The organism is Hufsiella ginkgonis (assembly GCF_009834915.1).
In the GTDB taxonomy this organism is placed as follows: domain Bacteria; phylum Bacteroidota; class Bacteroidia; order Sphingobacteriales; family Sphingobacteriaceae; genus Hufsiella; species Hufsiella ginkgonis.
On sequence record NZ_WVHS01000002.1, the window covers coordinates 694,468 to 717,397 of the forward strand.

The following is a 22,930-nucleotide window of genomic DNA, read 5'->3' on the forward strand; positions in this document are numbered from 1 at the left end:
GCAAAGTTGTGGTAAAATTATTTAATCTTCCAACCCTGCTCATCCTTAGTGTACCGCGAACACCAATTTAATAACCATTAAAAAACATGTTTAGAACACGTAAGCGCCGGTTTTGATTTTAATTATTCCGCTCAATTTTTTTTAATCTTTTGTCGATGCTGAAAAGATAAACGGCAATTCCGGCAAAGACGATGGCGATGGTGGCTACTACCACGTAGATCATTCCCGATTGCCGCATGTCAAACGCCATGGTGCTGTCGTCGCCCGCGGCGAAAGCGGTAACAGATAGTAAACAAAGGAACAATACCAGTTTTAGGATTCTCATAGGTTTTCGTCAAGTCTTTTTCTTTCAATTAAACGTATGCGGTACCGAAGGGTAGCGATCCACACGCCGATGAGCGCCCATCCGATAAACGACGGGTACAATACCAGCCGCATCATACTGTCGAGATCGTATTTGCCGAATGCGGGGTTTCCACCGTTGCCGGGATGCAGCGAATCGCCCATCCGCGGAAGCACAAAAACCATCACCACCAGGATGGGGTAGGCAAAAATGTTGTAAACGGCCGATATCTTAGCCCGTTTCTGCTCCTCTTCTACCGAGTTGCGCAGCACAAGATAAGCGCAGTACACCAGGAAGGCGATGGCTGCGCAGAGCTGCTTAATGTCGTTATTCCAGGGCGTTCCCCAGGTGTAATTGGCCCACATCATGCCTGTCCCGAGACCGAGGATATAAAATACGATGCCTACATTCACGCTTTCTACGGCAACCAGGTCGAAATCATCGTCGGGCTGTACCAGGTAGCGGATGCTGTAAAATACCGAGATCGAAAACAGCACGATCATGGCCATCCATAGCGGTACGTGGAAATACAGGTTCCTGATAGTTTCCCGGAGGATGGGCAATTCGGGTACCGGCACTAAAAAACCGCCAACGATGCTGTAAAGCACCAATACTACACCTAAATATTTCCACCAGGATTTATATATGAAGCTCATTCGGGGATAAAGGTAATATTAATCGGGATTTTGGGGAATAGTAATGGAGAATACTCCCTCTCCTTATTCCTTCCACAAGAACGGAAACAGCATCACTGATACCGTAACCACGATCAGGTTAATGAGTGCGAGCACACCGATCTCATCATAGCTAACACTGCGGTCGAGCCCGTCCATGGCATTTTTGGATAGCCTGATCAGCAGCAGCAGCAGCGGAATGATCACCGGGAAGCTGAGTATGGCCATTAAGGTGCCGCTGTTCCCGGCGCGCGAAGCGATGGCCGACACCATAGTAAATACCGAGGAAAAACTGACGCTGCCAATTACCACGGCCAGGAAATAGAATAGCGGATCGCCTACTTCGTTGCTGAACACCACGCTGTATACTACCAGGGCGACGATCGAAAGCCCCAGCATGAGCCCGGCATTGTAAATGATCTTGGAAAGAATGACGGCGCGCGGCGACGCGATAGTATAATAATAAAGCTGCCTGCCCTTGCTCTCCTGTGCAAAGCTTTTAGAAATGGCGTTGATAGAGGCAAACAACAGGATGATCCAGAAAAGCGCGTTCCATACCACCGGGTCTATCCGGATAAAGGACAGGTAACATACAAACACCGTGGACACCACGTATAAAATCACCCCGTTAAGGGCATATTTCGAACGCCATTCGAGGAGTACCTCTTTGCGAAGAAGGGTTTTAATCTGGGAGAGCTCTGACATGGCATTGCGGCTATACCACTTCGATATCGGCTTTACGGTCTTTTCTTCCCATCGCGATCATCAGTACGGCGCCCACGATCATCACGAACCACCCAGTCCAGCGGTACCTGATCAGCTTTGCGGCCGCTGCAGCCAGTTTTTTTAACGGGATGAAGCTGAAGGAGCTGTTCACCTTAAAATAAACGGCCACCAGGGTAAACAGGATGATCACCAGCAGGGCCCATCCGCAAAAGCGGAGAAAACCGGGCCGTTTGAATAATGCAGCCAGGAAGCCCAGGATAGCGAGAGTAAACACCAGCGAGGCCAATACGGTATCGATATCCAGGTAATTCCAGGTACCCACGATGGGCACGTGCAGCATCGGGCTCAGCGCACCGACGATCACCAGGATCGATCCTAAAAATCCGAGGTAGTTCTTCAGGGTCATCATATTGGGGGATTAAAATAATATAATTAGCTGCGTATCAGCTTCTTCGTATGTTCAATTCCATCTTGTCGGCGAAATGAAGGCAATAGTCCCTAAGGTCTTCGATAACCGCGGTCTCGAGCGGCTGGTTACCCGCAGCCCGCAAAAAACTATCGCCCATGGTCAGCAAAGTCTGGTAGAAAAAAAGCTTCATTTCATCAAGCGGCATCTCTTTGGTCCAGATATTGGTATTCAGCGTGTTGCCATAATTATGGTCCCATACCGAAAGCATGATCGCTTTTACCGGTACTACATCTTTGTTATCAGAATCGGTTGCCTCCCAGTAAATATTCTCGGGGACGTTATTTTCGTCGAGCTCGACTTTGATGTTTATTTCTTCTTTTCTCATTGATCGGACATTTCTGCCGCAAAAGTATCTATTATTTAAATTTTACTGATGATCAGCATCAAAACTGCCACAAAGATGACGAATGCCAGCTGCAATAGCCATAGCTTTTTAAGATTGGCATGTGGCAGCGCCAGGCGGAATACCAGGTCGGTAACGAAAAAAATAAATGCCAGGAAGAGAAACGCCGTCCGCATCAGTCCTTTCACATTGCCGGCACCTAAAAAAGAATACAGGCCCAGCGCCAGGCAGGCTGCTACCAGCAGGTTAAGCAGGGTCAGTTTATACTTCATCGCTATTTCGTACGACTTGGCTTGTCGAACCGCTTTCCCTTTTTCTTAACGGAGGATGCTCCGGGCGTCGCCGCGCCTTTTTTAGGGGCGGTCGATTTGTGGGCGTTTGTGCCCGGTTTCCCTTTCTTCTCGTGGAAAGCTCCTTTGAAGTCAGGATTTTCCTTTCTTTTTTGCAAGTCGATCTCTTTGTTGATCGCTTGGCGTTCGTCATACGGCGTTTCGTCCACAAATACCTCCGGCGGCAGCGGCAGCAGCCGGATGGGTTGCCTGATCAGTTTCTCGATCTTGCGCACATAATACTCTTCGGCAATATTGGCGAAGGTGATCGCTTCTCCAACGTGCTCGGCCCTGCCCGTCCTGCCGATGCGGTGTACGTAGTCTTCGGTAATAATGGGCACATCGAAATTGATCACGTGGCTCACCTGGCTAACGTCTAACCCGCGCGAGGCCACATCAGTGGCTACGAGGAAACGGATGGAGCCTTCTTTAAACGCGGTGATGGAGTTGATACGCGTATTTTGCCCTTTATTGGCATGGATCACACGCACCGCTTCCTCCCCGTACCGCCGCTGCAGGAAGTGGAAAATATTGTCGGCCACCGTTTTTGTCTTACAGAAAACGATCAGCCGGTTAAAGTGCGCATCGTCTTTGAGCAGGTGCTGGAGCAGGTTCAGCTTGGTCTTTAAATTAGGCACATGATAAAGCGCCTGGCTGATGGTATGTGCCGGGGTTGCCTGGGGGGCGACCTCCACAATAGCGGGGAATTTTAAAAAGTCGCCCGAGATCTTATGCACCAGCTCGCTCATGGTAGCGGAAAACAGCAGGTTTTGCCTTTTTCTTGGCACCACTTCCAGTATCCGGTGGAGGGAGCCGATAAAGCCCATGTCCATCATCTTATCTGCTTCGTCCATCACCAGCAACTGGAGCTGTTTGGTAACGATGTGGCCGGCCAGGTAGAGGTCCAGGAATCGCCCCGGGGTGGCCACCAGGATGTCAACTCCTTCTTCCAGCTTTGCGATCTGTGTTTTCGGGCCAAGCCCCCCATAGATCACTTGTGTACGCAGATCGGTATATTTCGCAAAAAGCTTAATATTTTCCTCAATTTGCATAGCAAGCTCGCGGGTTGGCGAAAGGATGAGTGCGCGCGGGTCGTTTCCTATGGCATATTTCAGCTTCATCAGCATCGGCAGTACGTAAGCCGCCGTTTTGCCGGTCCCCGTTTGCGCGATCCCCATCATGTCCTGGCCCGCGAGTATTGGCGCGATCGCTTTTAGCTGAATGGGCGTGGGCTCCGTAAAACCGGCTTCCGCTACCGCATTCAGGATCTGGCGGTTTAGTTTAAAATCTTCGAATGAAGGCATGCGGTAAAGGTACGGAATTCGACGGACGTCCGGCGGCCAACGGACAAATGCCATGGTTATAACCATATAAGGTTATACAAACATATTATAACCATTTAAGGTTATACTTTTTAAATATAACTTGTAATGGTTATATTTGTACTTTATTCTCTATGGAAACAGGCGCAGTATTAACAGGCGATGTGATCGGATCAACCAGGACAGACCAGGAGTTCCTGCCTAAGCTGAAACGGGTATTGCACGACGTAAACCAACAGTTTTCTGCCCGGCATGACCGTTATGAAATATACCGTGGCGACAGTTTCCAGTTCGTACTGCGCGGAAACGCGGGTTTAAGTTTAAAAGCGGCTATTCTTATCCGTGCAGGGTTGAAAAGTGAAACGATCTACCCGGAATTTCCTGCCAGGTTCGATGCCCGGATCGCCATGGGCATCGGTAACCTCGCCCGTGTTCAACACAAGCCCGGAGAATCGAACGAGGAAGCGTTTATCATCTCCGGAAAATTGCTCGACGGGCTGGAAAAGGAAAAATATAACCTGGTTGCGGGTATGAACAACCCGGCATGGATTAACCTGCTGAACGTAGCTACCCGCTGGGCAGATCACATTATTTCGAACTGGTCGGCCGCATCGGCGGATACGCTGTACCTGCACTGGCTGAAAGAGCTTAACCAGTCTGAGATCGCCGCCGCATTCGGGATCACGCAGCCGGGCGCTCATAAACGCTTTCAACAGGCGAAGATTGAATACCTTGCTTTCTGCGAAGAGAACTTCAGGAAAACCGTTAACGAATTGCTCAATGACCGGGATCACCATACTGCTTAAACTGCTGGCGGCGCACCTGCTCGGCGACTTTATCTTCCAGGGAAGAAAAGATGCGGAAGCGAAGAACAGGAAGATCCTCACGCTCGCCTTGGTTAAACACCTTCTCATCCACGCCGCTTGTATATTGGCACTGTTCCTGTTTAATATAGACTACCTCGTGGTCATCGTTATCCTCGTAAGCCACCTCCTGATCGATATGGGCAAGATAGGGTATCACCTACGCCTGCGGAAAGCGCAGGAGCGCGACCCCGGTATGGATGTACAGCACCGGCCGCTTATCGCTTTTGCGCTCGACCAGGCGGCGCACGTCGTAGTGATCGTGGCCTGCTGGGCGTGGACCACCGGCCAATATAGCGCACTCGGGCAACCCTTGCCGGCCAAAATATGGATCGTACTTGTGGCCTACCTGGCGGTGAGCCTCCCTGCATCCGTATTTATCAGCATCTGCGTAAAACGATGGGAGGAGCCAGTTACCGGCGGTTTGCCGAATGCAGGCAAGCTTATCGGTCTCATTGAACGGGCGCTGGTGCTCAGCTTCATCTTACAGGGCAGCCTGGCGGCCATCGGTTTCCTGATGGCTGCAAAATCGATCTTGCGCATCGGCGACCTGAGAGACGACAAGGACCACCGAAAAACCGAATACATTTTAATCGGCACGTTACTTAGCTTCAGTATTACGATCATTACCGGCATCATCGCCTTGTATTTTATTCAACTTACGCCATAACCATGTCATCATTACTCATTAAATCTGCAACGGTTGTTAATGAAGGCCGGCAATTCACCGCAGATGTGCTCATCAGGGACCGCCTGATCGAAAAGATCGCCCCGGAGATCGGTGATTTTTCGGGACCGGAGATCAACGCGGCAGGATTGCATCTTTTTCCCGGGTGTATAGACGACCAGGTACACTTTCGCGAGCCCGGGCTCACTCATAAAGCCGACATCTTTAACGAAAGCCGGGCTGCCGTAGCCGGGGGAATCACTTCCTTCATGGAGATGCCCAACACCGTACCCAACACACTTACCCAGGAGTTACTGGCCGATAAGTATAGCATCGCATCAAAAAACTCGCTGGCCAATTACTCCTTTTACATGGGTGCTTCTAACGACAACCTCGAAGAAGTGCTGCGCACCGATGCGGCCAACGTTTGCGGCATCAAGGTGTTTATGGGCTCATCGACCGGTAATATGCTGGTAGATAATGAGAAAACGCTCGAGAACATCTTCTCCTCCACCCCGATGCTTATCGCCACGCATTGCGAGGACGAAGACACCATCCGCCGCAACCTGCAACTATTCAAAGACAAGTACGGAGAAAATTTAACCCCCGAAATGCATCCACTTATCCGCAGCGCGGAAGCCTGTTATACTTCCTCCTCGTTCGCGGTGGCGCTCGCAAAAAAGCATGGGTCGAGGCTGCATATCCTCCACATTTCCAGCGGGAAAGAAACCGGCCTGTTCAGTAACGCTGTTCCGCTAAGCGAAAAAAAGATCACGGCCGAAGCATGTATCCACCATCTATGGTTTTCAGACGCCGACTACGCCGAAAAAGGCAACTGGATCAAGTGGAACCCGGCCATCAAAACCGACGACGATCGCCGGGAGATCTTCCGGGCGGTGCTCGACGGGCGCATCGACGTGATCGCTACCGACCACGCGCCACATACCATCGCCGAAAAGTCGCAGCCCTACAGCCAGGCGCCATCTGGCGGCCCGTTGGTACAACATGCCTTAACGGCGATGCTTGAATTGTACCACCAAGGAAAAATATCGCTCGACGATATTGCCGAAAAAATGGCACATCACCCGGCAATCTGCTTCCGGTTAGCCAACCGGGGGTTTATCCGGGAAGGCTATGCGGCCGATCTCGTGCTGGTAAACCTGCACCAGCCATGGGTAGTGAACCACGCCAACGTACTATCTAAATGCGGCTGGAGCCCGTTTGAAGGACAAACCTTTCAGTCGGCGGTTACCCACACGCTCGTTTCGGGGCACCTGGCTTACCACAACGGGAAGTTCAATGAATCAAGAATGGGCGAGCGGCTCAGGTTCTCCGTATAATAAGCTAAAAGGCGAAAGCTCAGGTGTATTCAAGTAAACGCAGCATATTGTTCGAAAACAGGCTTCATGCTTTCAGCTTTATGCTTTAACCTTGAAGAATTGATCCAAAACAATTATTTAGCGAGTGTCATTTTCGGCTGATTATCCGCGGGCAACTACCCGTTACGGGTTATTCGCTACTCATTAAGTAATTCATTACCTACCTTTGAACACCAGTACAAACACCTTTTATGGCAAAAGTTTCCATCAACCTGGCAACAGGTTCCATTCAAAAAGAAGATATTATCGCCGGGATCGACCTCGGTACTACCAATAGTTTAGTTGCCTTTATTACCCCCGAGGGCAACCCACAGGTAATAAACGACACCGGCAAAGGCGTGCTCGTGCCGTCTATTATCCATTTCGGCGCCGATAACCAGGTTACGGTAGGCAACGAGGCACGCGGTTTCCTGCTTACCGACCCGGGGAGGACCATCTTCTCGGTGAAACGGTTGCTCGGCAGGTCGTATGCCGACATCGAAGCTTATAAAGACCTTTTTTCCTACAAGATCATCGACGACAACTCCGAAAGCCTCGTGAAAATAAACGTGGGCAACCAGTTTTTTACGCCTGTGGAACTCTCCGGCATGATCCTTAAGGAGCTGAAAGCGCGTGCCGAGCACGCGTTAAAAACAGCGGTCACCCGGGCTGTGATCACCGTTCCTGCCTATTTTAACGATAGTCAGCGCCAGGCTACGCGCGATGCCGGGAAACTGGCAGGCCTCGATGTGCTGCGCATCGTTAACGAACCTACCGCGGCAAGCCTGGCCTACGGCATCGGGCTCGACCCCGCCGAGGAGAAGGTGATCGCCGTGTACGACCTGGGCGGCGGAACTTTCGACGTGTCCATTCTGCGCATCCAGAACGGTATTTTCGAAGTATTGGCAACCAATGGGAATACATTCTTGGGCGGCGACGATTTTGACCGGATGATTGTGAATTACTGGGTGGAAATGAACAAGATAGACCCGGGAGCACTGGCCTCAGACAAAGAGCTGGCACAAGCCCTTCGCCTCAAGGCAGAAGAGGCAAAAAAAGCGCTGAGCACCCAGAACCTATTCAACGACACCGCGGCAGGATTCCCCTGCGCCATTACCCGGATTACGTTCGAGGAGCTTATTCTTGCCAAGGTAGAAGAAACCATTACCTGCTGCAAAAACGCGCTGGCAGATGCGGGCATACAAACCAGCGAGATAAGGGAGGTGATCATGGTAGGGGGTTCTACCCGTACCCCGCTGGTTAAACAGAAAGTGGCCGGTTTTTTTGGAAGACCGGTACACGACGACATTGATCCCGACCAGGTAGTGGCGCTGGGCGCAGCCATCCAGGCCGACATATTATCTGGAAACCGCAAGGATATTCTCCTGCTGGACGTCACCCCGCTATCGCTCGGCATCGAAACCATGGGCGGTTTGATGGATGTGATCATCCCGCGGAACGCGCGCCTCCCCACCAAGGCCGGCCGCCAGTACACCACCTCGAAAGACGGGCAGGTGAACATGAAGATCGCTGTTTACCAGGGAGAACGGGACCTGGTAAAAGAAAACCGGAAGCTGGCCGAGTTCGATCTTAAAGGAATTCCTGCCATGCCGGCTGGTTTCCCCAAAGTTGACATTAACTTCCTGTTAAACGCAGACGGGATCCTCACCATACAGGCGGTAGAGCTGCGCTCGGGCGTAAAACAGCAGGTAGAAGTAAAGCCCACGTACGGCCTTACGGATGCGGAAGTGGAACAGATGCTCCTCGATTCGGTGACGCACGCTAAGGAAGACGTTACCCAACGCATGCTGATCGAAGCCAGAACAGAAGGTTCCCAAATGGTGTATACCGCAGAACGTTTCGTGGAAAAGAACAGGGAATACCTGGCGGAAGACGAGATCACCAAAACAAATGAAATGATCGGCTTGCTGAAACAATCGCTGGAATCCGGCGATAAAGACCTGATCCTGAAGAAACTGGATGAACTGAACGACTATACCCGCCCTTTTGCCGAACGGGTAATGGACCTCGCCATCGGCAAAGCCATGAAGGGAAAAGAGATCGGATCCTGACATATGATGCACTATCTATTCCTCCGCAAACCCGGGATCCTGGTCGGGTTGCTCCTTATTTCAGGGAGTTTCGCAACAGACCGCACAAAGGGTACCGCACCCGCGTTTGTGAAAGGCAGCTTTACCGACGACTACGGGATCAAATACACCATCACCGACACGCTATGGACGCAGCTTCCGCGTACCCGGTTCCACATCATTCGCTGGAACACGAAAGATCAATACCTGGTTGCGCGAAACGATGCAAAGAACCCGGGAGAACCCGGCTTATACACCCGGATCGACTACCTGCAATTTGAAGGCATGGACCCCTGGAAATGGGGCTTTTGTCTCAGCGCGTATGATGCCGCCAACGACTCCATCGCGGAAGCTACGGCTGTTGCCGATCGTAAAAACCCCAAAAAAGGGTGCAACGGGTACCCGTTCTCGCGGATGAAACGCATCAGGTAAAGCTTTTTCCCCGCGAAGATTTTTTTACCCCCGGCGGAGCAGAGGTCCAACCCTGGGGTTGCGAGAGTTATGGGCTCACCTTCCGTTTCGAAACCAGCCGTTTCGCAGACGATCCGGTCGACCTCGCTACTTGACAGAAAAACGCAGTGGTACTGGTCAAAGAAATTATTGAAGGCATTGATGCACCTGTCGATCTGTTACACGGTATTGAGCTTTTTGAAAAACACCCGGAAACTCACCCGGACGAGAAACCCGACAAGAAAGTCATGTTAACGAAACCGATAAGCCTTGTTACCTCACCTTCTCAAGATTGAGAAACTGGAGATTCAAAATTTGCGGTCGGGATAACATTCGTACAGAGCCCGTTATAAACGGTGCATTTTTTTGCCGCCACCTGTAAGGTTTACGGTTATCTGTCAACTAATAGCGGTAAATAACCATATGAAATTACTGACTATCGCCCTTCTCCTGTCGCTGATGTCCTGCGGCCGTGAGTCCTCCCCCGAAGGGAGGTCGCAACTCAGGGACGAAAAATTACACGCGGCCGTCGACAGCCTTAAAGCAGAGAACCTGTCTATGATGGACAGTATCCGCTCATTAAGCCGGCAAATACAAGAGATCAAGGGGCAATAAGCCGCTGCCGCGATGGATGAAACCGTATTCCTGCAACTGGTTACCGCCAACCAGGGCATTATCCACAAGATCTGCCGGTTGTACCGCAATGGTACAACAGATCGCGAGGACCTGTTCCAGGAAATCGTATTCCAGCTATGGAAAGCGTTCCCTGCCTTTAAAGGAAACGCCAGGGTAAGCACCTGGATGTACAGGATCGCACTGAATACGGCCATCGCATCCTTCCGAAAGAAAAAACCCGACATCACGTATCCCGACGCGCTGCCGGACCTGCACGAAGAACCCCGGGTAAATGAGGAGCAGGCCCTCAGGCAGGATCAGCTTTTTAACGCGATTGCACGGCTGGACGATAGTGAAAAAGCGCTCATCACACTTTACCTGGAAGAATTAACGTATCATGAGATCGCAGAGATCATGGGGATCAGCGAAAACAATGTTGGTGTGAAACTAAACCGGGTAAAAAACAAGATCAGGAAACTTTTAACAACCTAACCATGGAACTCGACGAATTTAGATCCGCCTGGAACACGCCCGTATCACTCTCAAAAACACCTGCCGACATCAAAACGATGCTATCGGAAAACAGGCACCCCGTGCTCAAACAGATCAGGCGGCAGTCGCTGCTGGAGATCGCCGGGTGGACGATCTTTCTCGCATGTTGTTACACGATGTTTGACGGCGACCGCAAACCGCTGTGGATCAATATCACGCTCGTCATTTCGGTGCTCCTGCCATTGGCCCACAATACGGCCGGTTACCTTGGCGCAAAGAACCTGGTAAAAGGCACTGACTTGAAACGATCGCTGGAAAATTATCACAGGTCGTTAAAAACGTTCGCAGCTTTATCCGTTGCCGCGCGCACATTATTCGGCACGGGCCTGGTGTTATTTTTTACCTATGGATTAAGACTCAATTTAACAAGAATGCTGTCGTTAGGCGCGATCGCCCTGGTATTTGCCTTGCAGATATGGCTGCTGCTCCGAATGTGGAATAAAAGGATCTCGTTACTTGGCAAAACAATCAGCGCCCTCCGCTGATCCGCTACCGTGAATCTCCACATCTCCTACCCGCTTTTCCCCTTTACACACCTGAACCCCCAATTATTAGACGCACTGTTTATCTCCCCCTTTCCACGGCTTCCCGCGCGCGGCGCAGCATCCGTATAAGCGGGATCATTGGTGCCCATCTTAAACGTACCCGGAGGCACCCATACCATTTTGGCCGGAACGGTATCACAGGCTGGGTGTATGATTCTGCGGCGCCGGGGCTTTTAGTTCCCTGGTTACAAGATGTCAGCATGATCGCGATCCATGCGAAAAGAATAGCTGCACGTAAAGATCTCATAGTTATTTTCCAGCCGATAGCACCCGCATACGCGACGGCGCCCCCTTACAGCAGGCAGCTTTGGGCAGCGATGGCGCATTGGGCGAACGCGGCACGCTCACTACCTTGCTGTTACCGGGCTTGGCTGTGTTAACCACCTGGTGCTGAACCGTATCGCCACCCTGCGCGCAACCGGCAATAACGAATACCGCAAGCATAAAAAAACAAACAGGCATTTTCGCCAGGCAGTATTTCATGCTGTGGGATAAGCGCATCAACAGTTATTAAACCCGCAATTGGTTCGGGTGATATGCAATATACGCGCTATCCGGAGAATAACCAACGAACCCCTATAAATTGATCAATTGTCATGCCTTACCACCTCAATCTCTCCATTTATCTTTACCAGTTCCGCCGTCATTTCCTCCCTGTCCTTAGGCGCAATATAAATATTGTTCCACCGGTCATACCTGATGATCATCCCGTGAAACCCCAGGGCCGGCCGGAAACCGCTCATTATGCTTTTGCTGAAGGTGATGGTCTTGATCCTGTCCACTTCTATAACGTCCCTGAACGGCCCCGACCTGTATTCCAGTTTGCCTTCCTTAATGGCGTACCAGGTATCGAACCACAGCCGCAGGCAATAAAACAAGGTCGCCCGAAGCCCGGGCGACCCGCAGGCGAGCCATACAATAAGGCGGCGGCTGGATGCGAGGAAGGAGCAGACAGAAGAGCCGACTATGAGGAAGAGGAAGGAAGGCGAAAGACATGACAGCCAGGAAGGCGCTGAACGTGATCTTTTTCAGGATTTGCCTTTCAGCTTGTAACCTATCGGTGGTTTTTCCAGCTTTGGCTCGTCTTTCTTTTCCAGCAGTTCATCCAGGTAGCGGAACACGATCTCCATATTCTTGTCCTGGTTGTCCAGCTTTTTTTTGATCTTCTCGATCTCCAAACGGATCTCGGTATTATCGGGCCAGCATCTGCCTGATCCGGGTAAAGATCCTCATGATCTAGATGTTCACCGAGATCGCCCGGTCGCTATTCAGGATGCCCGATAACATCGCTACACCCTGTTCGGTGAACGCATAAGGCAGGATCCTGGTACCGCCCCATCTTGCTATTCCATTTTGGAAGAGCAAGTTTTTGAACTCCTCGTCCAGCCGGAACATGAAGTCATCAGGGAACCGTTTGAGATTACGGGCTACGGCCTTGTTCAGGTTACCGGTGGTCACCTCGTAAAGCTCTGCTAAGTCTTTGTCCAGCATTACTTTATAACCCCGGATCACATAGATCTTATTCATTACAATTCATCGGGGATCATCAGGTTAGGTGCCATAATTGAGGTTTAACGGAGGACGCAATCTGCGACCTCCAAAGATATTTATCTGCTCTTTTACTTCAATGGATGGAACTTATTCAATGCCTCTTTCAGGTTCTCCAGGTTGGTCGTTTTATACAGCTCCGTCGAACTCACGTATTTATGGCCGACCATGTACTGAACGATCCGCAGGTTCTTTTCCTTTAACCATTCGGTGATCACGCTTTGCCGGATCTGCATGGCGTTCTTTACTTTCGGATCGATTCTTTGCAGCGCATATTTCAGGTGAAGCATAGTATTTTTCAGGCTCTTCAGGTCATTTCTGCCGGTAAACAGCCTTTCCGTTTTGCGTTGCAGTTTTGGCGTACCAGCAGCACGTATTCCTGCAGGTCGATCACCTGGTGAGGTTCCAGTCTTAGGATCCTGCCATTAAGTTTCCCGGTTGCCAGTACCTGTATTTTGCCTTCCCGGAGTTTGAGATGTTCAGGCCGCAATGTTTCCAGTTCTTCCCTTGTTAAGCCCTGGTACACCAGCAGTCCCAAGATCACTTTGTTCCGGTGCGTCCGCTCGTCCCTGATCTCATACCGCTCGTACAGGTTTTCAAGGTTAGCCTGGTGCTGGCTGATCGTTTTCGAGGCCATCTTCTTTTGTGCCAGGTAGTCATTAAAGTTAAGCGGGGACATACTCCTTCGCTTCGGCGTAGCTGCAGAAGGTGTCCGGACTGTTCCGGATCACGCTCGACCAACTGGTGAAGGGGAACTGCCCGTGGAAGTGGTGATCGAGGACAAGGACGCCTCCGAGCAGTTGCGCCTGATCCGCCAGCTCGACGAGGACGACAGGGCAATGGTGTTTAAGCTCATTGATAAAATGCTCACCAATAAGAAGTTTAAAGACTTCTTTCAAAAGAATGTAGCTGCCTTATAAACAACAAAGCACCGATTAAGGGGCTTGTTTAGCTTATTCATAGAGCTTGCAAGTTGTTATGTAACCATAATTTAGGTACACGCCCTCTGCTGAATACACTACCCTTTTCGGCGAATATAGTAAAGCTTGTTTGTCGCTGATGAATAAAGGAGAAAATATTGTTCTGTGTCGCTAATTGATATATAACTGTAGAAATTTCGGGGATTTAGTATCTCGTTTTTAAATGAAATACCGCAATCAGAAGTGTTAAGATTATTGGCTCCTATAATAAATCTATACAGGTTTATAACATCTTTATTAATAGGACAATTCCGCCATTTACCAATAGTTGTTTCCTTGGTAGCAGTACTATTCTCCCAATTACTAAACTGAGGATAATCATTGTTAATCTTGACATCATCAAGAGAATACACATAAAGCTCAAAAAAATCCCCACTTGTAGTGATGCCGATGAAGTCTTTTTTGCAAAGAACTTTTGCGTTACCCTTGTAGCCTTCGAATAAGCTAGTAAAATCAACTTTCTTTAAAGGGTCGAAAGAAATTTCGTTATAAAATAAATACGAGGCTACTAATAGTAACAAAACAAATAGTAATATAAATGTTTTTTTCATTGTTAATTTATTTAACTACAGGCACAGTTGCGTGGCCATAACCTCTAATGTCATAATCTTTCCCGTCATTTGCCCCGCCTGGTCTACCCGCCCAGGTAGCAACATTTCTTAGTGGTCTATTTTTTTGCATGTCGAATTTATACCTATCTACCTTGTTTTCATTTCCAATCATCACAGCCCCTGTTTTTGAATCCAATAGGGTCATATTTAACGATCCGTATACCTTACCTGTAGTAGTCAACCCGTTGTCGCCTCCTAGATTCCAAACAAAATTTTTAGAAAATGTGCCACCATCTTGATTCCCGAATGATGCGGTAGTTACGCCAGGAAGATTTATTTTACTCTCGTCTACAAATAATGGATCTCCAGATTTCCCATTCCACCAAGCATCAGCCTCGGATTTGGTTAAAAAACCATCATAGTCAGGTCGATCTTTTAAGGTAACGTAGCTAGCGGCGTATTTATTTGCAGCTTCTTTACTATCAAATCCGTAATTGGGATCGCCCTCTTTATAGGTGCTATTTTTTACTGCTTCGTCATGACTCATTCCTTGTTTAAAGTCCTCTTTCTTCATAACTATAGCTTGTCCCTGTAATCCCTTATCATCCGTGCCTAACAACGAGCCGTCTGTGCCATAAATGGGATTAGGTGCCATCCCATCAGGATCTATAAACCTCAAAGGATTGTTGAATCCATAATTATAAGGAGAATGTCTCCTCATCTTCTCCGCCAAAGGGTCCACACTTGTCCATCTACCAATTACCGGATCATAGAACCTGGCCCCGTAATCTTATTCCCTTCACCGCAGTTTTTACAGTTCCGCAGGTTTTCCGGCACACTTCCCGGTTTACTTCAAAGAACGTTACCACCAAAGATAGATGTTGGCTGTCGGTTTTCCACCCGATTTTTTTGTGTTGATCGGTGCAGTGGCCAAAGTTCCGGCACTGCCTTTCGTTCGGAGGGAAAGGGTATATCAGAACAAACTTTTGGTACCAGCTTGCATTTTGACCCGGTTATGGTGGTAAGGGCCAGAAACCACCAAACGCAATGGTTAGCAGGATCTTGTGGCCCTTACCACCATAACCGGGTTGGACGGGCGCACTGTCCCTGATTCGGAGGATGCCGCTGTTCCCCCGGCCAGGCTGGCACTTCCCCTAAAGTGCTTTGCTGTAAACGTGAAGGTTAGCGGGGATCGTCACTAAAGGCAGGATCTTCGTTGCGAGCCGTCCGCGAGTGGAGCGAGGGTGTGCCGGGAGAAGCGCGAGGCACGAGCGTGACCGGCGCACATGTAGGAGGCCGGGCCTGCTGTGATCGTCAGGGGTAAACGGATCGTGCCGGCCCGGCCGAACTACACGAGGGCGGCCATGCTGCCGCAGGCAACTAAACAAGTCGCCCGAAGCCCGAGCGACCCGCAGGCGAGCCATACAATAAGGCGGCGGCTGGATGCGAGGAACGAGCAGACAGGGGAGCCGACTATGAGGAAGAGGAAGGAAGGCGAAAGACATGACAGCCAGGTAGGCGCTGGACGATTATTTGATGGGTAAACGGCACTTCAAAGCGCCGGACGGGCTGGCGTGGCTTTTGCGCTGACTGACGAGGACGAATGCCGCTTAACCTGCCGTGAAAAGGAACGTGAACGCTATCAGGATCCGGATTCTTCAGCCGTTTTTCCTGTTCTACGATCTCGATTTCCCTGCCGATCTCCCGCTGTAGTTCTTCTTCTGTAGGCAGATAGGTCTTGTATTTGAAGCGAAGATCTGTTTACTGTCACTCAATAGACTGTATTTTGCCAGGGCGTTATTCTTCTCGGCGCAGAGGATCAGCCCGATCGTCGGGTTATCGTTTTCCTGCCGTACCTGGTCTTCGAAGTACCGCACGTACATATCCATCTGTCCGATATCCTGGTGGGTCAGTTTCCCGGTTTTAAGATCGATCAACAGGAAGCATTTCAGGATATAGTTGTAGAACACCAGGTCGATATAAAAGTGTTCATACTCGGCGCTGATCCGGCGCTGTCTTCCCACAAAGGAAAAGCCTTTCCCAAGCTCCAAAAGGAACTCCTGCAATTTGTCGATAATGGCCTGTTCCAGCTCCCGCTCATAAAAGCCGGTGTTCGGTTTCAGGTCCAGGAACTCCAGCACGTACGGATCCTTGATAATGTCCCGGGCCTGCAATTCTTCTTTTTTGCTTTCCGCTTCCTGTTTTACCAATGGCTTTCCCTCCGTGCCGCTTAATAATATTCGCTCGTAATAAAAGCTGTTGATCTGTCTTTCCAGTGTCCGGGTACTCCAGTTGCCGGCGATCGCTTCGGTCACATAGAACGACCTTGCCGCTTCTTTTTCAACCTTTAACAGGAGCCGGTAATGTGTCCAGCTCAATTCGTCACGCAGTGCGTGACCTTTTTCAAACAAGCTGTAGAACTGGCGCATATATGCCCATTAAGCCGATTTGATGATGGATTCAGAACTTTTATTGTTTGGAGAACGCCTTTTGCAGGTACGCAAACGGCGGAAAGTGTCGCAGGAAGAGCTGGCCAAAAAGATTGGCGTACACGCGCCGGTGATCGGCCGCTACGAGCGCGGGGAGGTAAAGCCGTCCATCGAAACGGCCGCACGAATGGCAAATGCTTTGGATGCTTCCCTCGATTATCTCACCGGCCTTGTCGACCAGGAGCTCGACCGGGAGGCCGTCCGGCAGATCAGCGAACTGCAAACGCTAAAGCCCGAAGACCAGGAACATATCCTAAGAACACTCGCCGCACTCATTCGCGAAGCCAAGACCAGGCAGGCGTTCGGTAATAAATGAACAAAGCCCGGAGCGACGCTCCGGGCTTCTTTATGATTGTACGAAGGTGCTCAATGCGTTGGGCCTATCTTATTTGTATCGACAGCATTTAGTTCTATCAGTTCGTCCATGGTTTTCGCCGGGACACCTGAGCCTCCCGGAATATCAAACGACAGGTAGTTTAACGACCCATTAAAAGAAGTTGACGTAAACGTGTTTTTGCGATATTCCTTCACCTCGCCAGTAATGTCATCGTTTTCTTTGAGTATTACCGGAGTGAAGCCCTTTTCGAACTTCTCTTGATCAATGTAGCCAACGCCATAATCGTTCAAAATGATCTTATCAGTACCCTCGGGGCTTTTCGAAACAAACAACCTTACTTCACCGGAGTAACCCGGCTTTACTACAACTGTACACGTCGGCTTAGAGGTCGCCCCTAAATATACCAGGCAAAAGATGGCTGCTACGCTTAGGGAAAGCGTGACCACACTCCATTTGAGCTTAAAAACCGCCTTAACAAGCGCTCCTACTCCCAGGGACGCACTCAATACAACAACAGCCAATACGATAAGAATATACCACGAAGGCAGGATCATCGTAGGCGCTTCTAATATTGTGTAACATCCATAAATCAGTACCAGCAATGCCAGTATTCCAACGATGATCTGTATTCTTGATTTCATTAATTGCGCTTGTAAAACTTGGAAGGATAATAAGAGAAGTCCCGAATAGGCAGCGATCCCGAAGATGGACTGGAGGAACCAACTATCGGAGCGGAATGAGTGCCTATGAATGACGGTTGATTATACTGCATGATCTTACTCCCGTTCATCTTCAAAGTAGCCGATGGAAAAACGTTCGTATAAGCCGAAACCGACAAAGCTCCGTTAGCTCCATTATAGCTTATATTCATCTTTTGTGCAACGTCCACTATTTTGAAGCCGATACCATTTAATGCAAACTCCTCTGATTTGGATACACTTGCGTGCTGTTCAAAAGTCAGATTATAGGAACTCAGGCCGCCGTTTGACGTTTTACTACTGCTCGAAGTAAGCATGTTGTTACTGCCTCCCTCGCCAGGGTAAGAGTCTCGTGCTAAGCCGAACGGTGTGTCTCCAACAGCCACCGACTTGGTAGCGGAGATGCCGGTTAATTCTCCGCTATTGTTTTCACTGGCTTGGAGCGTTACGGTACTGGTTAATTTATCTCCCGACGGATCGACTAGGCCGAACAACGTTGGCCCATCCCATTTCCCGCCATCAATATAACTGTTGAATGCGAACGTCAGCGTTTTGCCTAAATACGTTTCTCCCTGTTGGGTCGATGCCTGTGAATTAGCATCCTTGTCCCATCTAACATTTCCTTCCTGGTCCTTGACCCAATCAAAAGGTGCCCTGCCATCAGGATCAATAAAACGCATGGGGTTATTGAATCCGTAACTGTACGGGGAGAACCTCCGCATTTGCTCGGAAATTGGATCAATCGTGTTAAATCGCCCCGTTACGGGATCGTACATTCTTGCTCCGAAGTCATAGTAACCTAGTTCTTCCTGAAGCTCCTTCCCATTATAAAGATACTTACTTACATTCCCCGGTACCGTCACCGCATATTGCATCCCGAACGGGTAGTAGTTGTCTGCCTGGATCACCCTCGCGGCGCCCGCGTAAATATCGAAGCTTTTTCTTACGTTTCCTAAGTGATCGGTAAGATTATACTCGAACCTGTAAGAGTTGTCCGATTGCCGTACCGCTCTTCCTTCTTCCGTCTGGATGAAATTGATCACATAGCTGCCGCTGACCGTGCCGTAGTGGATGCCGCCGACGTAATCGGTAGTTCCTGTGGTACTGCTCGCTTTGCGGAGCTTGTTGCCTGCCGCGTCGTAGGTATATACGATCTCCGTGCCGTTCACCGTTGCCGGCAGGTTCAGCAGGTTATAGGTAAGGGTTTTATTGTTGCGGCCGTCGGTGGTGGCGTTCCCGTTGCCGTCATAAGCGTAGCTCCCCGTGCTCCATGCCCCTGAGATCCCGTTCAGCCGGTTACCGGTGTAGGTATAGTTCCCCCTGCTCCCGTTCCGCTCCAGGCGGGTAATGTTGCCCATCGGGTCGTAGGCCAGCCTTTCCCGCATGGCCGAGTCGGCGCTTACGCCGGCGGTAAGACGGTTGAGCTTGTCGTAGTAGTACTTGAACGTATTTGTAAGGCTCCCCGCCGTCCCCCAAAGCTGGTTAGCGATGTTCCCGTTAAACTGCTTTACCGTACCATCCTCGTAGTTCAGCCCTATGGCCAGCTGCGGGGAGGTACTGCTCTTCAGCCAGCCGCGCGGGTTGTAGACGTAGCTGGTTACCTGCAAGCTATCGTGCAGACTCTTCTGCTTTAGCTGTCCAAGCTCGTTGTATTCTATGTCCGAGGTTTTCACCTCCGCGCCTGAATTGATCTTTACGAATGTATTCTTCTTCCTCCCCGCCGGATCGTACTCGTACCGGGTGGCGATGGTGGCGCTCCCGCTCACGCTGATATGGATGCGGGTACCGGAGATCAGCTCGCCGGTGAAGCCGTATACGTTGTCGGTGATGTCCGTTCCCCCCAGGTGGTTCCCGCTTTTGGACTGGACCACCCGGCCCTCCTTATCGTAATAGTTTACGGACAGCAGCATGATGTCACTCCCCAGTATGTTCACCTTAGTGCCCGTTAGCAGGCCTCTTACGTTCTTGTCCTGGCCGGCGGAGCCGAAGGTGTTCCCCAGGAAATCGTAATCGTCGTAATAGCTGAGGGTATGATACCGGTCCACCCCGCTGGTGGGGAGATTGTTATTGGTATAGCCCGTGCCGGAAGAGGATGCGTTCGCATTGTCGCGCGCTTCCCACAGGTAAGGCTGGCCGTTGACGCTGGCTTGCCAGGTATCTCTTGAAGAGCCGCTCGAGGCGATCCCCGTAATGACGGCCCTGCCCATCACGTCGTACTTGGTAAAAAGCCACTTGTTGTTCGTCCGCTGCACCGAGTCCTGGGTCATCACCACTTGGTCGAGCTTGTTGTAGACGGTGTATTCCCAGCCCTTGCCCGGCACCTTCTTTTCGATGAGACGGTGACGACCATCGTAGCGGTACTGGTAGCAGAAGTCGTCAAGCGCCGGTTGGCCGAGACCGGTGGTATCGGGGTTCGCCCCCGGCGGAAGCACGAAGCTGAGGTTACCTTCGGCGTCGTACACATAATAAGTCGACAGGGCTTCCAGGCTGTTATCGGGCTTTTTGTTGATGAGGCGCTTAAGCACCACACGGCCCTGCTTGTCCTTGTATTCCTCGATGGTGCCGGCCTTGCCGTCGGCGCTCAGCCAGTTCTCGTCTTTAGTGATGGTGAGGGTCAGTTGGTCAGCATAGTAGAAGCCGGAGGTAGACAGGCGGCGTTTGTACAACTGGCCACCGGTGGGAACCGTATCGGCTTTCCAGAGGCGTACACCGAAACCGGTGGAGGTGAACGCCCCGCTGTTGTCGTTGGCGCCCAATACGGTGAGAACGGTACGGCCGGCGGTATCTGTGCGTGCGGCCGAGGGTCGCCAGGCCTGCCCGGGAGCGCCCTGCTCCGGCACACGGCCCAGCTGCGAGGGCTCGAACACGGTGCGGGCGTAGGGAGCAATGGTGGTGGCATGGTCGCTGCCGCTTTGGTAAAAAGTATACTGGGCGCTGCCGGTATAGCCGCCTGTGCCCGCCAACGCATCGCCCCGGTAAGCGCCCGCGCTGCCGGCAGTGGTGGTATAAGGCTGATATTTGATATTTTCCCGGCCGAAGGCATCGTAAGCTTGCGGCTGCACTACGTCTTTCCCCGTAGGACTGCCCTTTACCTGTACGGTTTGCAGCGGGCGACCAAGCCCGTCGAGGTACTGCACCACCTGGCTTACCTGGCAATTGGTGGCCCCTGTATCGGTGGACACCCCTTCCTTTTTCATGGTGCTTACGATCACGTAGTTGCGCGAGCCGGTCGGGGCGGTGGCCAGGATAGCGCAGCCTGCCGCGTTGGGTGTGAGGCGGGTCCGGAAATACCGGATGCCGCCCGTGTTAAACCCTGCCGCCAGGCGAATGGTGTCGGTAGCCGTGATCTCGCTCTGGCCATGGTAGGCGCTGGCGATAACCGACCGCTGTGCCCGGGCATTGAAACACACCGCCACGACCAGTAAGGTGATGTATACCCGCAGCTTTTTCATGTTAGTTGCCATAATGGTAAGTGAACGTTTTTACGGTATTTCCCCCGGTATCTTTAATGGCCCGCAGGCGGCGGAACACATCGTACTGGTAATACGTGGTTACGCCCCTGGAATCGATAGACGACCAGGTGCCGACCTGCGGCAGGTAAGTAAAGGTGCTTAGCTGTGCGTCGGCCGGGTACACGCGGATATCGTCGTAATACGAATGACCGGAAAGGGCGTAAGAAGAGCCCGTATAAGGCAGCTCGCCGGAATAATGCCAGCGCTCGTCGGCATCCATATACCAGTAGCTGATCACGTAGCCGCGGGCATTGGGGAGCGTAAAGCTCACGGTATATGCACTTCCGCTGCTGCGGGAGGTGCCGGTATGGGAGGCGTTGCTGGCGCTTCCACCGCCCGCCTCGAAATCCTGCAGGTAGCATTCTGTGCTTAACGCGTTTTTGATCTCGGCCACGGGGTACTGCTGGTTATAGCCCCAGCGGTAGCTGATCTTCGGGCCGGAGGCCATGGAAACAGTCACGGGATTGCCCAGGTTGTCGTAGGCGCTATACTCGATGCGGTCTTCGGCGCTTTCGTTCTTATGCTGGGTCTGTATCTTATAAAGCAGGTACGGGGTGGTGTTGGCCGAGAGCGCATTGCTGTAGGTATTGATGGTTTTCTCCTGGAAGGCGCCGTTCACGAAATCCTTTTTCTCTGCCAGGGCGGTCACCTGGTTCTGGTCGATCATGGCCTGGTAGGGTATTGTGGCGCCTGCCGCCACTTTCTCGGCCGGGTAAAGAAACGTACTGTAGCGCACCAGGCCGTCGCTGCCCGTGGTGGTGGTTTTGGTGGGCTGCAGGTGGGCGGCGTTGGCGTACTCGGTGAGGGTAACGGTTTGTACGGGCCGGGACGTCCCGGCATCGTAATTAACCGAGATCGTACTGTCGCTGTACACCCAGTTGGTGCTCAGGGTGTACATGGACAGATCATAGGGGTGCAAACCGGTGAATACGGGGTCCTCCCAGTTCTTGCGGGCCGCATAAGCGGTCACCGGTGTACCCATCACCGTATTTACATAATGCTGCCGGGTTTCCTGCAGCTTTACCAGCTCACCCGGACCACCGGACTTGTATTGAACGGTGCGGACCTCCAGTGCCTGCGGCGTACCGTCCTGGTAATAGGGCGCGTGGGGCACTCCGCCGCCGCGGATGGTAGCGGCCACCGAATCGGCAGCTACCTGGAAGTGGTGCCAGGTAGCACCGTTGGTATATGCGGTATCCTCGCTTTCGGTCACGTCCTGGTAAACCACGTGGTTGCCCGTCTGGCTGAACAGGGAAATATTGCCTCCCGAGCTTGCCGCGTAATAGTTCAGGATCATGGATGAATTGTGCGAAACCTGCCTGACCTCCAGGTTGGAGTAATAGCTGACCTTGCCGTGCATAAGCCTTCCCGAGGAGAGGGCGGGATCCTCGTGGTCGTAGTACCGGTAAATGCGGGACAGCGTTCTGGTGGTAACGGGGTCGTAGGTGAGCACCTGTTTCACGCGTGCG

Annotated in this window: 29 protein-coding genes and 1 pseudogene; 10 read left to right on the forward strand and 20 right to left on the reverse strand. The window is 51.4% G+C overall.

All coding sequences use genetic code 11. The annotated features are described in order from the left end of the window. Positions 1–118 precede the first annotated feature (118 nt). The 7 genes from GS398_RS09795 to GS398_RS09825 form a co-directional block, all read right to left on the reverse strand. Positions 119–325 carry a CcmD family protein gene (locus GS398_RS09795; protein WP_160906582.1) on the reverse strand — a complete coding sequence of 69 codons (207 nt, stop codon included), beginning with the start codon at positions 323–325 and terminating at the stop codon, positions 119–121. After that, complete coding sequence (gene ccsA, locus GS398_RS09800) at positions 322–999, reverse strand: cytochrome c biogenesis protein CcsA (protein ID WP_202406005.1); 678 nt, start codon at positions 997–999, stop codon at positions 322–324. The genes GS398_RS09795 and ccsA overlap by 4 nt, the downstream gene beginning before the upstream one ends. A gap of 63 nt (positions 1,000–1,062) precedes the next feature. Next, a complete protein-coding gene (locus tag GS398_RS09805) occupies positions 1,063–1,722 on the reverse strand; it encodes a heme exporter protein CcmB (RefSeq protein WP_160906583.1) in 660 nt (219 codons plus the stop codon). A gap of 10 nt (positions 1,723–1,732) precedes the next feature. Further along, positions 1,733–2,152, reverse strand: a complete 420-nt coding sequence (locus GS398_RS09810) for a hypothetical protein (RefSeq protein WP_160906584.1) — start codon at positions 2,150–2,152, stop codon at positions 1,733–1,735. Positions 2,153–2,186: 34 nt separating this feature from the next. Next, entirely contained in the window at positions 2,187–2,537 is a 351-nt protein-coding gene (gene gldC, locus GS398_RS09815) for a gliding motility protein GldC (protein WP_160906585.1), read from the reverse strand. 35 nt (positions 2,538–2,572) lie between these two features. Further along, positions 2,573–2,827: a hypothetical protein gene (locus GS398_RS09820; RefSeq protein ID WP_160906586.1), complete on the reverse strand. Its 255-nt coding sequence runs from the start codon at positions 2,825–2,827 to the stop codon at positions 2,573–2,575. Between the two features lie 2 nt (positions 2,828–2,829). Then, positions 2,830–4,188 carry a DEAD/DEAH box helicase gene (locus GS398_RS09825; protein ID WP_160906587.1) on the reverse strand — a complete coding sequence of 453 codons (1,359 nt, stop codon included), beginning with the start codon at positions 4,186–4,188 and terminating at the stop codon, positions 2,830–2,832. A 152-nt stretch (positions 4,189–4,340) separates the two neighbouring features. Here GS398_RS09825 and GS398_RS09830 point away from each other — a divergent pair, with 152 nt between their 5' ends. From GS398_RS09830 to GS398_RS09865, 8 genes are all read left to right on the forward strand, one after another. Continuing rightward, complete coding sequence (locus GS398_RS09830; RefSeq protein ID WP_160906588.1) at positions 4,341–5,012, forward strand: hypothetical protein; 672 nt, start codon at positions 4,341–4,343, stop codon at positions 5,010–5,012. After that, complete coding sequence (locus GS398_RS09835; protein ID WP_160906589.1) at positions 4,987–5,739, forward strand: DUF3307 domain-containing protein; 753 nt, start codon at positions 4,987–4,989, stop codon at positions 5,737–5,739. Before GS398_RS09830 ends, GS398_RS09835 begins: the two co-directional genes overlap by 26 nt. A 2-nt stretch (positions 5,740–5,741) precedes the next feature. Next, a complete protein-coding gene (locus tag GS398_RS09840) occupies positions 5,742–7,076 on the forward strand; it encodes a dihydroorotase (protein WP_160906590.1) in 1,335 nt (444 codons plus the stop codon). 230 nt (positions 7,077–7,306) lie between these two features. Then, positions 7,307–9,166 carry a Fe-S protein assembly chaperone HscA gene (gene hscA, locus GS398_RS09845; protein WP_160906591.1) on the forward strand — a complete coding sequence of 620 codons (1,860 nt, stop codon included), beginning with the start codon at positions 7,307–7,309 and terminating at the stop codon, positions 9,164–9,166. Between the two features lie 3 nt (positions 9,167–9,169). Beyond that, positions 9,170–9,616 (forward strand): hypothetical protein, encoded by a 447-nt coding sequence (locus tag GS398_RS09850; RefSeq protein ID WP_160906592.1) that lies wholly within the window; start codon positions 9,170–9,172, stop codon positions 9,614–9,616. Between the two features lie 441 nt (positions 9,617–10,057). Next, positions 10,058–10,249 (forward strand): hypothetical protein, encoded by a 192-nt coding sequence (locus GS398_RS09855; protein WP_160906593.1) that lies wholly within the window; start codon positions 10,058–10,060, stop codon positions 10,247–10,249. Between the two features lie 12 nt (positions 10,250–10,261). Further along, positions 10,262–10,741 carry an RNA polymerase sigma factor gene (locus tag GS398_RS09860; RefSeq protein WP_160906594.1) on the forward strand — a complete coding sequence of 160 codons (480 nt, stop codon included), beginning with the start codon at positions 10,262–10,264 and terminating at the stop codon, positions 10,739–10,741. A gap of 2 nt (positions 10,742–10,743) precedes the next feature. Further along, positions 10,744–11,286 carry a hypothetical protein gene (locus tag GS398_RS09865; RefSeq protein ID WP_160906595.1) on the forward strand — a complete coding sequence of 181 codons (543 nt, stop codon included), beginning with the start codon at positions 10,744–10,746 and terminating at the stop codon, positions 11,284–11,286. 309 nt (positions 11,287–11,595) lie between these two features. Here the strand turns inward: GS398_RS09865 and GS398_RS09870 are convergent, their stop codons facing one another. The 6 genes from GS398_RS09870 to GS398_RS09895 form a co-directional block, all read right to left on the reverse strand. After that, complete coding sequence (locus GS398_RS09870; RefSeq protein WP_160906596.1) at positions 11,596–11,847, reverse strand: hypothetical protein; 252 nt, start codon at positions 11,845–11,847, stop codon at positions 11,596–11,598. Between the two features lie 86 nt (positions 11,848–11,933). Continuing rightward, positions 11,934–12,224: a PH domain-containing protein gene (locus GS398_RS09875; RefSeq protein ID WP_160906597.1), complete on the reverse strand. Its 291-nt coding sequence runs from the start codon at positions 12,222–12,224 to the stop codon at positions 11,934–11,936. 150 nt (positions 12,225–12,374) lie between these two features. Then, the gene (locus tag GS398_RS22440; RefSeq protein WP_160906598.1) at positions 12,375–12,524 is read right to left on the reverse strand and encodes a hypothetical protein; all 150 of its coding nucleotides are present in this window, start codon (positions 12,522–12,524) and stop codon (positions 12,375–12,377) included. A 58-nt stretch (positions 12,525–12,582) separates the two neighbouring features. After that, a complete protein-coding gene (locus GS398_RS22445) occupies positions 12,583–12,873 on the reverse strand; it encodes an ORF6N domain-containing protein (RefSeq protein WP_160906599.1) in 291 nt (96 codons plus the stop codon). A gap of 92 nt (positions 12,874–12,965) precedes the next feature. Beyond that, complete coding sequence (locus GS398_RS09890) at positions 12,966–13,184, reverse strand: integrase (protein ID WP_160906600.1); 219 nt, start codon at positions 13,182–13,184, stop codon at positions 12,966–12,968. A 17-nt stretch (positions 13,185–13,201) separates the two neighbouring features. Then, complete coding sequence (locus GS398_RS09895; RefSeq protein ID WP_160906601.1) at positions 13,202–13,573, reverse strand: site-specific integrase; 372 nt, start codon at positions 13,571–13,573, stop codon at positions 13,202–13,204. An 88-nt stretch (positions 13,574–13,661) separates the two neighbouring features. On the opposite strand from GS398_RS09895, the gene GS398_RS09900 reads away from it, so the two are divergent. Continuing rightward, positions 13,662–13,814 (forward strand): hypothetical protein, encoded by a 153-nt coding sequence (locus GS398_RS09900; protein WP_202406006.1) that lies wholly within the window; start codon positions 13,662–13,664, stop codon positions 13,812–13,814. Positions 13,815–13,912: 98 nt separating this feature from the next. On the opposite strand, the gene GS398_RS09905 is transcribed toward GS398_RS09900, so the two are convergent. From GS398_RS09905 to GS398_RS09915, 4 genes and pseudogenes are all read right to left on the reverse strand, one after another. Then, positions 13,913–14,425 carry a hypothetical protein gene (locus GS398_RS09905; protein ID WP_160906602.1) on the reverse strand — a complete coding sequence of 171 codons (513 nt, stop codon included), beginning with the start codon at positions 14,423–14,425 and terminating at the stop codon, positions 13,913–13,915. Positions 14,426–14,432: 7 nt separating this feature from the next. Further along, a complete protein-coding gene (locus GS398_RS09910) occupies positions 14,433–15,080 on the reverse strand; it encodes a hypothetical protein (RefSeq protein WP_202406007.1) in 648 nt (215 codons plus the stop codon). Then, positions 15,071–15,215, reverse strand: a pseudogene (locus tag GS398_RS22665) (RHS repeat domain-containing protein); the annotation flags it as partial. The gene GS398_RS09910 and the pseudogene GS398_RS22665, both read right to left, overlap by 10 nt. A gap of 886 nt (positions 15,216–16,101) precedes the next feature. After that, positions 16,102–16,854 (reverse strand): PDDEXK nuclease domain-containing protein, encoded by a 753-nt coding sequence (locus GS398_RS09915; protein WP_202406008.1) that lies wholly within the window; start codon positions 16,852–16,854, stop codon positions 16,102–16,104. 22 nt (positions 16,855–16,876) lie between these two features. Here GS398_RS09915 and GS398_RS09920 point away from each other — a divergent pair, with 22 nt between their 5' ends. Then, positions 16,877–17,230 carry a helix-turn-helix domain-containing protein gene (locus tag GS398_RS09920; protein ID WP_202406009.1) on the forward strand — a complete coding sequence of 118 codons (354 nt, stop codon included), beginning with the start codon at positions 16,877–16,879 and terminating at the stop codon, positions 17,228–17,230. 50 nt (positions 17,231–17,280) lie between these two features. On the opposite strand, the gene GS398_RS09925 is transcribed toward GS398_RS09920, so the two are convergent. The 3 genes from GS398_RS09925 to GS398_RS09935 are packed head-to-tail and all read right to left on the reverse strand — an operon-like array spanning position 17,281 to position 22,923. Beyond that, positions 17,281–17,892, reverse strand: coding sequence for a hypothetical protein (locus GS398_RS09925; protein WP_160906603.1), 612 nt, complete (start codon positions 17,890–17,892; stop codon positions 17,281–17,283). Next, positions 17,892–21,413, reverse strand: coding sequence for a DUF6443 domain-containing protein (locus tag GS398_RS09930; RefSeq protein ID WP_160906604.1), 3,522 nt, complete (start codon positions 21,411–21,413; stop codon positions 17,892–17,894). The genes GS398_RS09925 and GS398_RS09930 overlap by 1 nt, the downstream gene beginning before the upstream one ends. Continuing rightward, entirely contained in the window at positions 21,403–22,923 is a 1,521-nt protein-coding gene (locus GS398_RS09935) for a hypothetical protein (RefSeq protein ID WP_160906605.1), read from the reverse strand. Before GS398_RS09935 ends, GS398_RS09930 begins: the two co-directional genes overlap by 11 nt. Positions 22,924–22,930: the final 7 nt, after the last annotated feature.

Excerpts from the sequence above, each read along its gene's own strand:
- GS398_RS09795 (WP_160906582.1), bottom strand. The coding sequence starts at position 325 with ATGAGAATCCTAAAACTGGTATTGTTCCTTTGTTTACTATCTGTTACC.
- ccsA (WP_202406005.1), bottom strand. The coding sequence starts at position 999 with ATGAGCTTCATATATAAATCCTGGTGGAAATATTTAGGTGTAGTATTG.
- GS398_RS09805 (WP_160906583.1), bottom strand. The coding sequence starts at position 1,722 with ATGTCAGAGCTCTCCCAGATTAAAACCCTTCTTCGCAAAGAGGTACTC.
- GS398_RS09810 (WP_160906584.1), bottom strand. The coding sequence starts at position 2,152 with ATGATGACCCTGAAGAACTACCTCGGATTTTTAGGATCGATCCTGGTG.
- gldC (WP_160906585.1), bottom strand. The coding sequence starts at position 2,537 with ATGAGAAAAGAAGAAATAAACATCAAAGTCGAGCTCGACGAAAATAAC.
- GS398_RS09820 (WP_160906586.1), bottom strand. The coding sequence starts at position 2,827 with ATGAAGTATAAACTGACCCTGCTTAACCTGCTGGTAGCAGCCTGCCTG.
- GS398_RS09825 (WP_160906587.1), bottom strand. The coding sequence starts at position 4,188 with ATGCCTTCATTCGAAGATTTTAAACTAAACCGCCAGATCCTGAATGCG.
- GS398_RS09830 (WP_160906588.1), top strand. The coding sequence starts at position 4,341 with ATGGAAACAGGCGCAGTATTAACAGGCGATGTGATCGGATCAACCAGG.
- GS398_RS09835 (WP_160906589.1), top strand. The coding sequence starts at position 4,987 with ATGACCGGGATCACCATACTGCTTAAACTGCTGGCGGCGCACCTGCTC.
- GS398_RS09840 (WP_160906590.1), top strand. The coding sequence starts at position 5,742 with ATGTCATCATTACTCATTAAATCTGCAACGGTTGTTAATGAAGGCCGG.
- hscA (WP_160906591.1), top strand. The coding sequence starts at position 7,307 with ATGGCAAAAGTTTCCATCAACCTGGCAACAGGTTCCATTCAAAAAGAA.
- GS398_RS09850 (WP_160906592.1), top strand. The coding sequence starts at position 9,170 with ATGATGCACTATCTATTCCTCCGCAAACCCGGGATCCTGGTCGGGTTG.
- GS398_RS09855 (WP_160906593.1), top strand. The coding sequence starts at position 10,058 with ATGAAATTACTGACTATCGCCCTTCTCCTGTCGCTGATGTCCTGCGGC.
- GS398_RS09860 (WP_160906594.1), top strand. The coding sequence starts at position 10,262 with ATGGATGAAACCGTATTCCTGCAACTGGTTACCGCCAACCAGGGCATT.
- GS398_RS09865 (WP_160906595.1), top strand. The coding sequence starts at position 10,744 with ATGGAACTCGACGAATTTAGATCCGCCTGGAACACGCCCGTATCACTC.
- GS398_RS09870 (WP_160906596.1), bottom strand. The coding sequence starts at position 11,847 with ATGCGCTTATCCCACAGCATGAAATACTGCCTGGCGAAAATGCCTGTT.
- GS398_RS22445 (WP_160906599.1), bottom strand. The coding sequence starts at position 12,873 with ATGAATAAGATCTATGTGATCCGGGGTTATAAAGTAATGCTGGACAAA.
- GS398_RS09890 (WP_160906600.1), bottom strand. The coding sequence starts at position 13,184 with ATGCTTCACCTGAAATATGCGCTGCAAAGAATCGATCCGAAAGTAAAG.
- GS398_RS09895 (WP_160906601.1), bottom strand. The coding sequence starts at position 13,573 with ATGTCCCCGCTTAACTTTAATGACTACCTGGCACAAAAGAAGATGGCC.
- GS398_RS09905 (WP_160906602.1), bottom strand. The coding sequence starts at position 14,425 with ATGAAAAAAACATTTATATTACTATTTGTTTTGTTACTATTAGTAGCC.
- GS398_RS09910 (WP_202406007.1), bottom strand. The coding sequence starts at position 15,080 with ATGGCACCTAATCCCATTTATGGCACAGACGGCTCGTTGTTAGGCACG.
- GS398_RS09915 (WP_202406008.1), bottom strand. The coding sequence starts at position 16,854 with ATGCGCCAGTTCTACAGCTTGTTTGAAAAAGGTCACGCACTGCGTGAC.
- GS398_RS09920 (WP_202406009.1), top strand. The coding sequence starts at position 16,877 with ATGATGGATTCAGAACTTTTATTGTTTGGAGAACGCCTTTTGCAGGTA.
- GS398_RS09925 (WP_160906603.1), bottom strand. The coding sequence starts at position 17,892 with ATGAAATCAAGAATACAGATCATCGTTGGAATACTGGCATTGCTGGTA.
- GS398_RS09930 (WP_160906604.1), bottom strand. The coding sequence starts at position 21,413 with ATGGCAACTAACATGAAAAAGCTGCGGGTATACATCACCTTACTGGTC.